General features: G+C 60.5%; 9 protein-coding genes. 4 read left to right on the top strand and 5 right to left on the bottom strand.

Annotated features, from left to right (window positions below; translation table 11 throughout):
• Window positions 1–333: 333 nt before the first annotated feature.
• Window positions 334–2,958 (bottom strand): patatin-like phospholipase family protein, encoded by a 2,625-nt coding sequence (locus RBT76_13735; GenBank protein ID MDX9858848.1) that lies wholly within the window; start codon window positions 2,956–2,958, stop codon window positions 334–336.
• Window positions 2,959–3,011: 53 nt separating this feature from the next.
• On the opposite strand from RBT76_13735, the gene RBT76_13730 reads away from it, so the two are divergent.
• Genes RBT76_13730 through RBT76_13720 form a run of 3 tightly spaced genes read left to right on the top strand, consistent with a single transcriptional unit; the run spans window position 3,012 to window position 7,302 of the window.
• A complete protein-coding gene (locus RBT76_13730) occupies window positions 3,012–3,815 on the top strand; it encodes an RNA methyltransferase (GenBank protein ID MDX9858847.1) in 804 nt (267 codons plus the stop codon).
• On the top strand, window positions 3,812–4,879 hold the full coding sequence (locus RBT76_13725) for a hypothetical protein (GenBank protein MDX9858846.1): 1,068 nt from the start codon (window positions 3,812–3,814) through the stop codon (window positions 4,877–4,879). Before RBT76_13730 ends, RBT76_13725 begins: the two co-directional genes overlap by 4 nt.
• Window positions 4,879–7,302, top strand: coding sequence for a S49 family peptidase (locus RBT76_13720; GenBank protein MDX9858845.1), 2,424 nt, complete (start codon window positions 4,879–4,881; stop codon window positions 7,300–7,302). Before RBT76_13725 ends, RBT76_13720 begins: the two co-directional genes overlap by 1 nt.
• 105 nt (window positions 7,303–7,407) lie before the next feature.
• Here the strand turns inward: RBT76_13720 and RBT76_13715 are convergent, their stop codons facing one another.
• Genes RBT76_13715 through RBT76_13705 form a run of 3 tightly spaced genes read right to left on the bottom strand, consistent with a single transcriptional unit; the run spans window position 7,408 to window position 10,316 of the window.
• Window positions 7,408–9,105: a PilX N-terminal domain-containing pilus assembly protein gene (locus tag RBT76_13715; protein MDX9858844.1), complete on the bottom strand. Its 1,698-nt coding sequence runs from the start codon at window positions 9,103–9,105 to the stop codon at window positions 7,408–7,410.
• A gap of 16 nt (window positions 9,106–9,121) precedes the next feature.
• Window positions 9,122–9,943, bottom strand: a complete 822-nt coding sequence (locus RBT76_13710; protein MDX9858843.1) for a prepilin-type N-terminal cleavage/methylation domain-containing protein — start codon at window positions 9,941–9,943, stop codon at window positions 9,122–9,124.
• 7 nt (window positions 9,944–9,950) lie between these two features.
• Window positions 9,951–10,316 carry a prepilin-type N-terminal cleavage/methylation domain-containing protein gene (locus RBT76_13705; GenBank protein ID MDX9858842.1) on the bottom strand — a complete coding sequence of 122 codons (366 nt, stop codon included), beginning with the start codon at window positions 10,314–10,316 and terminating at the stop codon, window positions 9,951–9,953.
• Between the two features lie 427 nt (window positions 10,317–10,743).
• Here RBT76_13705 and RBT76_13700 point away from each other — a divergent pair, with 427 nt between their 5' ends.
• A complete protein-coding gene (locus RBT76_13700; GenBank protein MDX9858841.1) occupies window positions 10,744–12,168 on the top strand; it encodes an aldehyde dehydrogenase family protein in 1,425 nt (474 codons plus the stop codon).
• On the opposite strand, the gene RBT76_13695 is transcribed toward RBT76_13700, so the two are convergent.
• Window positions 12,140–12,613 (bottom strand): DUF433 domain-containing protein, encoded by a 474-nt coding sequence (locus tag RBT76_13695; protein ID MDX9858840.1) that lies wholly within the window; start codon window positions 12,611–12,613, stop codon window positions 12,140–12,142. The genes RBT76_13700 and RBT76_13695 overlap by 29 nt on opposite strands.
• Window positions 12,614–12,627 lie beyond the last annotated feature (14 nt).

The following is a 12,627-nucleotide window of genomic DNA, read 5'->3' as shown; positions in this document are numbered from 1 at the left end:
TGTCGGCCGGCCGGCACTGGCGGCCGACAGGCCGTTTCTGATTGGTCTGTCTCTCTTCTTGATGTCTTCCGAGACTGTCGCTCTCATCCCTGCAGGGCGACGCCCCGGAACAATTCATTCCATAGGCTTTCCTCCATCCGTTGTCACGTTTTCGCGCGTACGCCAACGGCAGTGGAGGGTTGAGAGGTTTTGAGGATGGGGAGTCTCAAGAGTACTGCACTTCTCTCAGTGCTACTGGCAGTATAGACGGGGCCCCGGTACCTGTCAAGGCAAAACAAAGACCGTCACACACTATCATTATCGCGGCGCAGATGTTGCGTGTGACGGTTTTGGTCAGAACGCAAACCCCGCATTGAAGTAAAACTGATCGACATCGTCATCCGCTCTCCCATACCCGAATTCGATCGGGCCGAGCGGCGAGCTGTAGGCCGCGAACGCGCCGTACCCGTGACGGAGATTCCTCAGCTTGATCTGATCCGTCGACGAGTACACGTCTCCGATATCGAATCGTGCGATCGCGTACAGGTTGAGCGGCAGATTCAACCGCACTTCCTGGTTGAACAAAAACACCTTGTCTCCCGACAGCTCGTCGGTATGATATCCCACGAACGACTGTGCACCGCCCACGTAAAACTTCTCGGGCGGCGGCATGCCCGTGCGCGACAGCCCGATCGCGACCCTGGGATGCACCGTGAGCGCCGTGCCGAATGTCCAGTAGGACTCCAGCGACGAATAGTACTTCGTGAACTCCACGTCGCCGCCGAAAACCTCCCCGGTCAACTGCAGCTTGAAATGGTGCTGATTGCCCGATGTCGGGAAGGGAACGTGATCGAGATTCTCCACTCTGGATTCCAGCGTCAGCGATCGCAGGCTCATGCGGTTTCCCGCATCCTCGACCTTGTCGTACCACCTGATTGCCTCGGTGGTGAGCCCAGCGGTTACCGTGCCCAGCCGGGCAATCTGCTGTCCGATCGTAAACTCGCCGCCCCAGCGTTCCTCTTCGCGCTCGCCCAGTTCGACTCCCCGCGACGAAAACAGCGAACGATCGATCCGTTCGTAGAAAAGGCGCGTCTGCGCCGTCATGTACGTGAAAAAGATGCGATCGAGTTTTCCCTTTACGAAGTACTGCCAGCGATCCTTCCCCACCCGGGCGTGCGCGAGCGCCTCGAGACCGACGCCGTACAGGTTGTCATCCCGCAGTTCGAAAAATTCCTCCGACTGGTACTCGTCAACCCAGTGCCACCCGACACGAAGCTGCGTATATCTTTTTTCGACCACCTGGATCTTGACGATTGCCCCCCCTCGATACGGAATGAGGTCGACACTCACGCGGTCGAACAGGTCCGTACCATAGAGGTTTGAAACCCCCTGCGCGGCGCCCGACGTTGAGTACGGCTGACCGACCCGAAAGGGAAAGTACGACCGGATCAACCAGTCGCGGCTGCGCGAGTTGTTCTCCACGTCGATTCGCCGGATAATTGCCTCGTCGACTGCAATCGTCACTCTGGCGCTGTCCCGGTTGTAGCTGATCGTGCGGATGTCGGCGAAATCGTAGCCGTCGCGACGATACTGCGCCCGAATACTGTCGATACCCGCCCGCAGATCGCGTGCGCTGATATCGCCGTCGGACAGGCGCATGAGTGAGGTCAGTGTCGAGTCGTCATAAATGGCGTTGTTATCGAACGTAACCGTGACGCGCTCTCGCGGCAACGCCGGCTCGACAACTATCTCCACGTCGACCGCGTGGTCGGACGACATCCCTTCATCCAAAACCGCGTCGCGAATGATGGCCTCTATCTGGAAGGGCTCGACCTCCCGATAGAAGGACCGCAGGTGCGCGATAAGCTCGCGGCGTGACATGAGGCGGTCGATCAACTCGGCGTGCAGCCGGTCCGCATGAAAGCGATCGACTCCCGCCACCCGAACCGCGTGTATGCGAACGAGCCGCGCACGATGCTGCGCTTCCTGGAGTGCGATAATACTGTCGGCGGCGCTCAGACCGGCGCGGTAGCCCAAAGCAATCAGGCTGTCCTTGCTGTCGAAATCGGACGATGAGTAGCTTTCGATGGCCGGAGTCACGACGTACGATGCGCGAGACAACTGATCGCGGAGCTGGTCCGCGGTCATGATTGATGTCACCTGACCCGCGATATCTACCGGTGTCGTCAGGTCGTCCTTGCCGACGAGCGGGCTGGTCGTATTGACTGCCACCACGAACGACACCGAATCCACCAACGCTCGCGCCAGGTCGACCGGCACCGGCGCCAGCATGCCGCCGTCCATCAGCAGTCGCCCGTCCGTCTCCACGCCCGTGAACGCGAGCGGAAAAGCCATTGTCGCCCGCATCGCATCCGACAGAGAACCGCCTCGCAGCGGCACGAGTTCACCCGACACCACATCGGTACTGACTGTGACAAACGGAACGACAAACCGACTGAAATCGCCGCCCGCGAGGTAGTTCGCCTTGGTGGTCAGGCGCGTGAACAGCGCGGTCAGCTTCTGGCCCGTCGTAAGCCCCTGCGGAATATACGGCGTAATCCCGTCAAATCGGATCGTGACCAGATGACGATCGCGGTCCGCCCGCCGTGTCTGGAACATTGTCGATCGCGCCGGCTGGTTGGAAAAAACTTCGGAAAAGTCGAACGCGCCCACCGTGTCCGCCAGCTCGTCGGGAGTATAGCCGCAGGCGTACAGGCCGCCGACAATACCGCCCATTGACGTGCCCGCGATGCCGCGTATGGTCAGGTTTTTTTCCTCGAATGCCTTGAGCACGCCAATCGCCGCAAGACCCCGCGCGCCACCGCCCGACAGCGCCAGCAGCACGGGATAGTCGGTAGAGTCGCCGAGTGGATCGAGTCCGTCGAGGCCGCCGAGGCGCACTCGTTCCTCGGCCGCAGGGCACAACGACGCGAACCACAACAGCGTGAGGCATAGAACGAAAACAGTTTTCGCTTGCATAAGCTGCCGAAGTCTCAAGACATTACCACCATTGGATTTGCGAAAGGCTCGCTATGGCGACCATTACCGGTACCGAACTCAAACATATTAAATCTCTTCTTACGAAAAAAGGACGAAAAGAACACGCACAATTTGTCGCCGAAGGCGTTCGTGTGCTCGAGGAAGCTTATCGAAATCAAGCAAGCCCGGCAGCCATCTACTACGCGCCGTCGCTGATCTCCGATCGTGGCGAAGGGCTGGTGACGGTGTTCGCCAAGCGCGGCGTCGTGATCAAGGAACTCTCAGCCCAGCGAATCCAGTCGGTGACCGATACGATGACCAGTCAGGGCATTCTGGCCGTTTTTCCCGTGCCCGACGGTCGATTCACCGAACTTTGCCGATCTTCCGTTCGTAAGGTCCTTCTGTGTGAGAACATAGGCGACCCGGGCAATCTCGGAACGCTGATCCGGTCCGCGGCCGCATTCGGTTTCGGAGTGGTCGGACTGCTCGGCGCTTGCGCCGAACCATTTGCGCCGAAAGTCGTCCGGTCTTCGGCAGGTTCGATCTTCGCCGTGGCCATCGCACAGGCCGGCCTTGATGAGGTTCTCGGTCTGCGCCAGAAGCGACAGATGAAGTTGATCGCGGCCGACAACACTGGCCAGATCGACCCCCCGTCGCTCGGCGATCTCGCTGCCCGGTCGCCTTTCATGCTGGCGGTCGGCTCCGAAGCTGAAGGCCTGTCCGCGAACGTGCTGCAGGCTGCGGACCTGGTCGTCCGACTGGAGCATGAAACTGCGGTGGAGTCGCTCAATGCCGCCGTCGCCGGGTCGATACTTATGAAACAGATTTATGACTTCACTCGGGAAAGGACGACATGACGCCTCTGCGACGTATACTCCTCCTTGTGATCGCGGCTCTGCTGTGCGATCTCGTGCCCGCGTCCGCGCAGGATATATTCGAGATCGAACGCGGATCGTTCTCCACCCCGGAATTGGTCGTCTCAAGGGCGATGGGTCAGCGGCGGCGCGTACAGGTTCGCTCGACCGAGAACCTGACCGGGCGCCTGCGTATCGAAACGGGCCCCGCTTCAAATGTTGTCGCGACCTATACCAAGCAGGCGAGGACCGACTCGCGCTCCCGCGCTTTCGACTACATCGACGTCATCTCCGTCACCGTGGATGCCCTTCCCGACTACATCCGCGTCGACCTTCGTGCGCCCAACCCCGCGCCGTGGAGCGAAAACATGGAATCCGGGCAGGTCGACCTGCGTATCACGCTGCCGGTCGACTGCGAAGTGCGCGTCGAAGCGCTTTATTTCGATATCGAGGCGACCGGCCCCTTCGCCGAACTCAACATCCCGTCCTCGTACGGCCGGCTCGACGTCAGCCGCGTTACCCGCAAGCTCGAACTGGACACCAAGAACCAGCGAGTGACGATCAAGGACGTCTCCGGCGACATAACCGTCTCGACCACCAACGCCCTGTTGAGCGCGGCGGGTGTGCGGTCGCCCTCGGTCGCGTCGCGGTTTCGTAACGACGGCGGCGACATCCGCATCGAAGATGTTCACGGACAAATCAATGTCCGCAACAGCTTCGGAAGAATCGACATCGTCGGCTTCGTTGCGACCGGCGAAAGCAGCTTCATCCGAGGCGCCTCCGAGCCGATCGCAATCGAAGTCCTCTCGATGCCGAACGGACAGCTCGTCGTTACCAACCGATACGACGATATCGAAATGACCGTGCCTTCGGACATTTCCGCCTACTTCTCGTTCTCTGTCGAAGACAACAGCATCATCGAAGCCGTCAGCCTCCCGTTCCGGGCGGACCTCGTCAAGCCGAACCGGCTTGCCTTTCGCTCCGGTGACGCCGATGTCAGTATCAGCGGCTCGGTGCGCGGAAAGGGCAACATCTATCTGCGGGGGACAGGAAGGGATAATCAGTAATGAGAAGATGCACGACAATCACGACCGTCCTCGCCCTCTGCCTGGCCTGTGTGTTCGCCCGAAACTCCGCCGCCCAGTCAATCGACCGAATCCCTGTTCCTGACGGAGTGTTTTTTCACGTACCCGCCGCCGACGCCTTCGGCGTTGAGGCCGCCTGGACCAACCCGGCGGAACTGGCGCGATACCGTGCCCGCGCCGCGATGATTATGGCTGACTATTTCGACGGTAAGGTCGCACGAAGCTGGGGCTGGGCGGTGACGGGCGATCATGTGACTTCCGCGTACCGCTATCTCGACCGTCCCGATGGCATCTACAAAGAGTGGATTTGGGCCGCCGGGTTTCCGGTCATGTCCGGCATTCAGGCGGGCGTCTCGTACCGGTACTTCAGCGACGGTCCCGGATTCTACAACAATCGCCACTTCTGGAATATCGGGGTGTCGGGCGCGTACGGACCCAAAGTCCGCTGGGGTGCGCTGTTCTCCAATCTCAACAGAGGCCGAGTCGACGGTGACCGCACGGAAACCGAAATGCGTTACTCGCTGGCCCTGCAGCCGTTCGGCCCCAAAGCCACCCTCGCTGCCGATATGCTGCTGTCGACCGGGACGAGCACGTCCGATGCCGACTGGATCTACCACGGTACCTACACGCCGATACGCGGACTCTACCTCTATGGCAGCCTGGACTCCCATCACAACTTCATGCTCGGCTTCCGTACGAATCTCGTCGAGTATTTTGCAGGCGCCCGGAGCCGCTTCACCGACGAGGGTGACGGCAGGGGAACGATAGCATTCGTGGGCCTGACGAACCACCGACAAACGTCCATAATCAATCAGCCGAAACGCCGGCTCGCCCTCGCCCTGTCCGGTGAGCAGCCGGAGAATCCTCCGCGCCCTGTCTTCGGCCCGCAGACCGAACCGTTCGCGACCTTGCTCACGACCATCTATCGAGCCGCCGAAGACCCGTCGATATCCGCCATGATTCTCGATCTCAAACGGCTCCGCCTCGGTTTGGCGCAGGCACAGGAATTACGCTCGGCGCTCCACTTCTTTCGCGATCACGGCAAGCCCGTCACCTGCTACGTCCAGGACGCCAACAACATCGCTTACTATGTCGCGTCGGTCTGCGACGACATCCTCATCCCGCCGGTCAGTCGCGTCAATCTGGTCGGCTTGCGGGCGGAACTCACCTTCTATGCCGGCACGCTCGACAAACTCGGCATCAACGTCGAATTACTGAGGATCGGCGACTATAAGTCCGGTGCCGAGCCGTTTACACGCAGCTCGGCTTCGCCTGAATACCGCGAACAGGTCGACCGTCTGCTCGATGAAACGTACGACCAGTTCGTGGACGGCATCGCGCGCGGTCGCGGACTCAGCCCCGACTCGGTACGCGCACTGATCGACCAGGGGCCGTATACGTCCGAGGACGCCCTCGCGGCCGGTCTTGTCGACGGGCTCTTGTACCGCGACCGTTTGATCGGCGAGTATTTGACCGGTCAACCGCAGGTCTCCTTCAAGCACTATCTGCGCGACACTCTGCTCAACGACTCCTGGACCCCTCGGCCGAAAATCGCCGTCGTGGTAGCCGACGGTGACGTGGTCGATCGATTGGCGTCAATGCCGTTTCTGGCGGGGGAGGGCGTTACCCCCGGCGCCATGGCCGGCGCACTCCGACAGGCGGCCGGCGACCGCAGTATCAAAGGTATCGTCTTCAGGGTGAACTCCCCCGGCGGCGAGGCGCTGGCCGGAGAATCGATCCATCGCGCCGTCGATCTCGCCGCCCGGCAGAAACCTCTGGTCGTGTCGATGGCAAACGTGTCGGCGTCGGCCGCCTATTACTTCAGTATGCCGGCGCACCGCCTGTTCGCTGACGAAGGCTCGATCACCGGCTCAATCGGCATTTTTGGCGGCAAGGCGGATCTCAGCGGGCTCTACGAAAAGATCGCTCTGCACAAGGAACTCTACACCCGTGGACAGTACGCGGGCATGATGACCGCATCGCGACCGTTCACCGACGACGAACGGGCGAAGTACTTCTACCAGCTGCAGGCGTTCTACAACCATTTCGTCGACCTTGTCAGCGACAACCGCTCCCTGTCCCGCGACTCGGTCGATGCGCTTGGACAGGGGCGGGTGTTCAGCGGCCGCGACGCCCTTCAGGCGGGACTGGTCGACGAAATCGGCGGGCTCAAACAAGCGCTGGAATATACGGCCTCGCAGCTCGGACTCGACGACTACGATATCGTTGTGTACCCCGAGCGACGCCCGCTCTTTATCCTTCCGGGAGGGTCGCTGGTCCGTGCCGCCGCATCGATACTCGCCCGAGGCGATACCTCGCCGGACAAGCTGTGGTCGTCAACGGTATCGACCGACGACGGCCCGACGCTTCTCGCGCGACTTCCGTTCGACGTGACAATCGAATGATCGCCGACCTTTCGCCACAAACAAAAAGCCCGCCGCATGCGGCGGGCTTTTCGTTGTAAGGGCGTCGAAGGTGTCGTGCGTCGATGCTTTCGGCGACGTCACCTCTTAGTTGGTCGGAACCAGCGCGTCCCAGTCGAAGTCGTCGGCTGCATCGGCATATCCGACGTTGACCTGCCGCCAGCCGGTGCGCTGGAAAATGCGCACCACCGGGGTTTCGGGAGGCAGCTTGTTCGGGTCGTCGAGATCCGTGTCATATTGCCAGTTACGGACCGGCGGCGAGTAATACGAACCGCCCCAAAGACCGTCAGCCTGCTGCGAGTACCACAGGTTGACCGCCGAGCCGCTCCAGTTGAACGCACGACCGGACCACACCTCGAGGAAGCGCGGAAGGTTCTCGAAACCGCCGTTGTAGTTCGATGCGGTCGTCTCCGTGTTGCCCGTCAGGTAGGATACGTTGACGGTCGTCTCGATCGCCTGCCGGTTGTCCTTGCCCAACGTACTCTTCGAATCATCGAAATTCCCCGAAAGAAACGTGATGGCGTCACCCATGATAGCCGCAGGCTGCTTATTGATGCTGTTGAAATTGCCCTTCGTGTAGAGCGGGTTCTCGCTCGCGATAGTCAGCGGCGCGTCAAGCTGGGCGCCGTTGTTCAGCCTCAGCGCCGGCCAGTCACCCGAACCGCTGATCTCATCCGAGAAATACACCACGCCGTTGTCGGGCGCGTAGCCCTCGTCGTACATCCGGCCGATATCAAGGTCCATCACGTCGACCCACGTCTGCTCACGCTGATCGTAGAACTTGTTGGCCGTAGTCGTGATGACGCCGTCCGCGATCATGCTCGCGGTGACGTTGTTCCAGACGCCGCCGACTTTCTGGTACGCCTGCCCGTCGATAAACTTCAGCGTCGCCTTGTGCTCGTAGGAGTCAGGGTTGGAATTGCCGCGTTCGATAATCTTGTGCGGATCATCGGCGTTCGACAACGGCAGGTTCAATTCACCCTGCCCGTGCGCGCCGTCCTGGACGCGGCCGTCCCACCGGTCGACCGACTGGTTGTACCAGCTCGTATCAAGATGCGTCAACCAGCCGTCGCCGTTGACGTCGGCCGGAGCGCTCGCCTGCGCCGAGCGATAGGTACCCGTCGCGTCCTTGATCCGGACATCACCGCCGTCCACGCTGCCGGGTCCCTTACGGCCGTGCAGGAACTCCCCGCTGCACGTCACGTACGAGTCCATGCGAAGCGTGCTCGCCGCCTGCACCCAGAGATTGCCGTTCGAGTGCACGCGACCGATCAGCGTCATCTCGGCGCCCGGTGCGATCTCGAGATCGTTGCCGTAAAACACCGCGAACTGGAATATCGGCACCAGCGCCGTCTCAAATGACTGCTGAAGCGCCACTCGGGAGCGGTCGGCAGACTTGTATCCGGCCGATGAGATGGTAAACGACTTCACCAGCGCGTGCAGCCCCGCCAGCGTGCCGGTCGTCAGCGTGCGCTGTGTTGCAGGACCGTCGTCCGCGGTGATATACCGGACCCGACACCCGTTGACCGAGTCGCTGCCGGCCGGCATGATGGTCGGCGGAACCCCCGTCGACTCATATTCGTGCTGCAGCGTCGCCGCCGCCGCCTCGAGTCCCGCTTCAGCGGCATAAAACGCCCGCATCTCCTGGAACTCGTTGCCGGCAATATTGACTTCGTCGTCTGACGTCGACAGCGCCGCCAGTCCGATCAGCGTCAACATGCCAACCATAATCAGGGCGATGACGGTGACGATGCCCTGTTCGGATTTCAGTTTCGTTCGGTTCATATGCTGCACCTGCCTGTTAGAGGCCTATATTGCGTAAGTGAATCGCCGATGCGTACGTGCGCTCGCGATATTGCTCGTCTTCATCGGCCTCGGCATCCGGCGTTTCCGAGCGGCCGGTTACGCTGATCAGAACCTCCCGCACGTCTTCGATCAGCAGCGGATTGTCGACCACCGCGCCGCTCTGAATGCGATACCGGAACTGGAGGTCGCTGACGTTGTCCGCGTAGATCTGTGCCGCCTGGCCCGGCAGCTGGATCATCAGCAGCGGGTTGTCCGGCGTCGTCGTCTGATCAACATAGAACAGCACCTGCTCCATCGTCATCACGACCGCGCCTTCCACGTAGGCCTGCGACAACGGCGCCGTCGCGTGGCTGATCCGGCCGTTCGCGCTGTCCACCGAGGTCACCCAGAACCACTCCCCACCCCCGGAGTCGGGATGGAAAATGTACGCGATCTGGTCCGCCTCAAAACAACCCACGCTGCCGGCGCAGATGATGTCTGCGGTCACCGACGCCATCGTCGTGTCCAGGGTCGCCTCGCAGTTGTCGACTCGATATCGGACCCACAGACTGTCCGGGTTGGAATTGACCGGAATCAAACCGTCGACGCCCGCCGGAAGACCATTGCCGGCCATACGGACATGCCGACCGATCTCATCGATCGCGGCGCGGGCGCTCTGCTGCACGGCGGTTACGTCATCCTGCACCATGTAGTTGCGGTGCTGCGTGACGTATGCCTGGAGAATCGCCGCCGTGATCACGCCCGTAAGCGTCAGGGCGATCAATACCTCCAGCAGCGAAAAGCCGCGCGAGTTTTTCAGTATGCTCAGTTTCTTCATATACCACCTACACCGAATCGGTCCGTATGAAACTCGTTATCGAATTTGTCTGCTGGTCGTCACTGATATCGCGCCAGTTCACCTGCACGTCCACCCGGCGCAAGTGACTCGACACCGCCGTCACCGTCCACGTCCGCGCGATATCGCCGACCGTATCACTGCCGCTCACCGGGAAGCCGTCGCCCCGCAACTCCTCCAGCTTGTCCTGAAGCAACTGCGTCGCTACGGTCGTGTGGTTGGCCCAGTCGTTGCCGTCGAGCGCAACCATCGCCATGTTCAACAGCACCAGCAGAGACAACGTGAGGATGATCATGGCGATCAACACTTCCAGCAGCGTGATACCATCCTGATTCTGTATGCGTTTCATCTTCATGTCGAAATTCCTCATGTTTGGCGCAAAGGGTGTAAATAGTATGCCACGGCGCTACAATTCCCCGACCGCCTCTCCGGTCGACGCCTATGTGCCTACCGTCCAACCAATTGGATACTGCCATCCCGCTTCGGAACGGCCCTTGAAAGGACCGTGTCCGCAGCAATCGTGTCCATTGTCCCCCTACAGGTATGGGATGCGTCCAATACCATTTGCACAGGAAATGAACTCACCGGGGCGCGCCGATGTTGACCGTGGAAAGAGATGATCCAGGTCGCTTCGAGCCTCGGACGTCAGGATTGCAATTGAGCAGCCGACTGCTCCTCAGTATACTTGGAAGACTCGGGGGAGAGCCGGGATACGCCCGAACACTGCAAAGCATTGGAACGACAGCGATAAAACCGCGCCGCCGCGCGGGGGACAAAGGACCATGGCGAAGAAATACAAGATGTACCTTGCCGGAGAATGGGTCGACCGCAAGGAGACCATCCGCGTAGAAAACCCGTATGACAACTCACTGGTGGCGACTGTCGCCCGCGCCTCCAAAGAAGACCTGACGACCGCAATCGCCCGGGCCCACGACGCCTTCCGTCAAACCCGCGAGTTGACCACTTATCAGCGCGAAGAAGCATGTCTGGCGGTTGCCGACGGTCTTCGCCGCAACGCCGAGAAGTTTGCCGCGATGATGTCGATGGAAGTCGGCAAGGCGCTGGTGGATTCGCGGGCCGAAGTCGCCCGCGCCGTCGAAGTCTTCAAAACGGCCGCCGAGGAAGCGCGTCGGATCGGCGGCGAAATCACCGACCTCGACTGGACCCGTGGCGCCGAAAACCGCCTGGGGCTTATCCGTCGCTTTCCGATCGGCGTCATCGCCGGTATCTCGCCGTTTAACTTTCCGCTCAATTTGGTGGCGCACAAGATTGCCCCGGCCATGGCCACCGGCAACACGATCGTCCTGAAACCGGCGCCCAAAACGCCCGTTATCGCCCTGATGCTGGCCGAATTGATCGACAAGACCGACTACCCGAAAGGCGCCGTCTCCGTTCTGCCCGCCGCCAACGAGGATTCCTCGCCGCTCATCGAAGACGAGCGAATAAAACTGATCTCGTTCACCGGATCCGATACGGTCGGCTGGTGGATCAAGTCCCGCGCGAAAAAGGCGCGCGTCGTGCTCGAACTCGGCGGCAACGCCGGCGTCGTTCTCGCCGACGATGCCGACCTCGACTTCGCCGTCGAACGCGTCGTGAAAGGCGGGTTCGGCTCGGCCGGACAGTCCTGCATCTCGGTCCAGCGTGTTTTCGTTCAGGAGAAAATCTTCGATCCGTTTCTCTCCAAAATTACCGCGCGCGTCAAAAAACTGAAACTCGGAGACCCGCTCGACGAAAAAACCGATATTGGGACCATGGTCGACGACCGCGCGATCGAAAAAACGAAAGCCATTTTCGACGACGCTCGGGCAGGCGGCGCGACCTTTGTCACCGGCGGCAAAATCAAAGGCCGCCTGGTCGAACCAACCATCCTGACAAACGTCACGAAATCGATGAAGGCCTGTTCGATGGAGGCCTTCGCTCCGCTGATCGCCGTCACGAAATACAAGGACTTCAGGAAAGTCGTCGATGATCTCAACGACACCCCGTTCGGTCTGCAGGCCGGTATCTTCACGAACCGGCTCGACGACGTCTTCTTCGCCTTCCGGCACGTCGACGTCGGCGGGCTTGTGATAAACGACGTTCCCACGTTCCGGGCGGATCACCAACCCTACGGCGGGATCAAAGACTCCGGGATCGGCCGCGAAGGCGTGCGGTACGCCATCGAGGACATGACCGAGATCAAGATCCTTTCGATGAACCTCCGCTAGGCCGATGATCTTGTCGGCTTGCGTCGCCGCGGGAAAACGCCCCCAGTGATTTCAGCCGGGAGACAATCGCTCCCGGCTGCCGCTTGAGTTGCACCGAAATCTCGTTGATCGATAAACCCTGACGGTGCATCGAAACCAATTGGTTGTCTTCGCCCGACTCCCAGTTCTCGTACGCGCGCGGGAACTTCTCGCGAAGCTTCGTCAGGTCGATCACCTGCCCTTTGTTCGCAATCAACTTGATCTCAGCCTCGATTTGAATCTCGTGTTCGGTTGATACCTGCGCCATAATCAGATCATGCGCGAACATCGCCGCCGCCATGATGTCGGTCTGGTTCAGCGCCGGCAAATACCTGAGGATCTGTTCGTAAGTGTACCCCTTGCCGATACCACGAAGAATGTCGGTGACCGATACGCCGGTGTCGCGAATCACGATTGACTTTTGCATCAACGACCCCTTTA

Source organism: Candidatus Zixiibacteriota bacterium (assembly GCA_034003725.1).
Classification (GTDB): domain Bacteria; phylum Zixibacteria; class MSB-5A5; order GN15; family FEB-12; genus WJMS01.
The sequence above is the reverse complement of the archived record's forward strand: the minus strand, read 5'-3'. Positions and strand labels throughout refer to the sequence as shown.

Bases quoted from the DNA above. Each gene is read 5' to 3' on its own strand.
- RBT76_13720 (MDX9858845.1), top strand. From the start codon at position 4,879: ATGAGAAGATGCACGACAATCACGACCGTCCTCGCCCTCTGCCTGGCC.
- RBT76_13700 (MDX9858841.1), top strand. From the start codon at position 10,744: ATGGCGAAGAAATACAAGATGTACCTTGCCGGAGAATGGGTCGACCGC.
- RBT76_13735 (MDX9858848.1), bottom strand. From the start codon at position 2,958: ATGCAAGCGAAAACTGTTTTCGTTCTATGCCTCACGCTGTTGTGGTTC.
- RBT76_13730 (MDX9858847.1), top strand. From the start codon at position 3,012: ATGGCGACCATTACCGGTACCGAACTCAAACATATTAAATCTCTTCTT.
- RBT76_13695 (MDX9858840.1), bottom strand. From the start codon at position 12,613: ATGCAAAAGTCAATCGTGATTCGCGACACCGGCGTATCGGTCACCGAC.
- RBT76_13710 (MDX9858843.1), bottom strand. From the start codon at position 9,943: ATGAAGAAACTGAGCATACTGAAAAACTCGCGCGGCTTTTCGCTGCTG.
- RBT76_13705 (MDX9858842.1), bottom strand. From the start codon at position 10,316: ATGAAGATGAAACGCATACAGAATCAGGATGGTATCACGCTGCTGGAA.
- RBT76_13725 (MDX9858846.1), top strand. From the start codon at position 3,812: ATGACGCCTCTGCGACGTATACTCCTCCTTGTGATCGCGGCTCTGCTG.
- RBT76_13715 (MDX9858844.1), bottom strand. From the start codon at position 9,105: ATGAACCGAACGAAACTGAAATCCGAACAGGGCATCGTCACCGTCATC.